The following is a 1,645-nucleotide window of genomic DNA, read 5'->3' on the forward strand; positions in this document are numbered from 1 at the left end:
GATGCATCGCCGGATTTGGCGTTGCTGGAATGTGGCTGGGAAAATAACCAGCCGCAGTATCTGACCCGTGAAGAGGTGCTGTTCTGGGTCTCTTCGCCGCATCTGCAACAGCGTTTAATCGCGGCCCTGAATGCGGTCAGTCAGGAGGTTGCCGATGGACATGGCGCATGATCATTTAAAGATCATCAGTGACGAAGTGCCCTGCTACGCGTATGCCGAAGTGGGGGTACTGGGCGGTCTGATACTGGAAAATGATCGCTGGGACAGCGTGGTGTTGTTACTGGTGGCTGATGATTTTTACTTTCCGGCCCACCGGGTCCTGTTTCAGGCCATCGCGGAACTGAGTGAACAAAACTGCCCGTTCGACCTGATCACCCTGACCGACATACTGACCCAACGCGGGCACATCGACCGGGCCGGCGGGTTTGCCTATGTGGCAGAAGTGAGTAAAAACACCCCGAGCGCGGCCAATATTGAAGAATACGCCCGTATTGTGGCGGAAAAAAGCCGGTTACGTCAGTTAATGGCACTGGGGCATTCCCTCAGTGCGGATGTCCTTCAGCCGAACAGCCAGTCAGATACGCTGATTGCGCAGGCGGAAAGCCGGCTGTTTACACTGGCGGAAAAAGGCACGACCCGGCAGCAGCAGGAAATGACCCTGTTGCAGGGGGCGGAAAGTCTCATCACCCATCTGGAACGCATACAGGGCAGTAACGGCATTACCGGGACGGCCACCGGATTTCAGCTTCTCGATGAGAAAACCTGCGGCTTACAGGCCGGGGATCTGATTTTGCTGGCCGCCCGCCCTTCCATGGGCAAAACCGCACTGGGACTGGCCTGTTGTCTCGGTGCCCTGCGACAGAGGGAGGAGGCCGTGGTGCAGATTTTCAGTCTGGAAATGTCAACGGCCCAGCTGATGTTGCGGCTTACCGCCATGGAAGGCGGTGTGTCTCTGAGCGCCCTGCGTAACGGGATACTGGATGATGAACAGTGGAGCCGCATCAGCCAGAGCCTGGCGCAGTTCTCCCGCTGGGATCAACGGCTGATTATTGATGATTGCAGTCATCAGACACCCGCATTACTGCGGGCCCGTGCCCGCCGCTATACCCGCAGATACGGTCAGCCCGCCCTGATTATGGTGGATTATCTTCAGCTGATGAGTGCGCCCGGACAGGAAAACCGGACACAGGAGATTGCCGATATTTCCCGCAGCCTGAAAGCGCTGGGCAAAGAGCTGGGCTGCCCGGTGCTGGCACTGTCCCAGCTTAACCGGCAGCTTGAAAACCGTTCTGATAAACGTCCCAATAACGGCGATTTACGGGACTCCGGCTCGCTGGAGCAGGATGCTGATCTGATATTGCACCTTTACCGTGATGAAATCTATCACCCGGAGTCTCCGGAGGCGGGGATAGCCGAAATCATTATCGGCAAGCAGCGGCAGGGACCGACCGGCACGGTACGGGTGCGTTTTGACGGGCAATATACGCGCTTTTCAGACTTATCAGCAGGCCACTCTGGTGGCGGGAATTAAATGATGACACGGCAAAATCTCAGTCTGGGCAGTGCCCTGTTACAACAAGGCCGACAGGCCGTCGCCACTCTCAATGACAACCCGCCGATGGCCGAAATGCCGATGGTCCTGACG

1 protein-coding gene is annotated in these 1,645 nt (G+C 57.1%); it reads left to right on the forward strand.

Features of this window, described 5'->3' with window-relative positions; genetic code table 11:
* Positions 1–154: 154 nt before the first annotated feature.
* Complete coding sequence (gene dnaB-PI / locus Xinn_RS20695; RefSeq protein WP_099137803.1) at positions 155–1,531, forward strand: SPI-7-type island replicative DNA helicase; 1,377 nt, start codon at positions 155–157, stop codon at positions 1,529–1,531.
* Positions 1,532–1,645: the final 114 nt, after the last annotated feature.

The organism is Xenorhabdus innexi (assembly GCF_002632485.1).
Lineage (GTDB): Bacteria > Pseudomonadota > Gammaproteobacteria > Enterobacterales > Enterobacteriaceae > Xenorhabdus > Xenorhabdus innexi.

Excerpts from the sequence above, each read along its gene's own strand:
- dnaB-PI (WP_099137803.1), top strand. The coding sequence starts at position 155 with ATGGACATGGCGCATGATCATTTAAAGATCATCAGTGACGAAGTGCCC.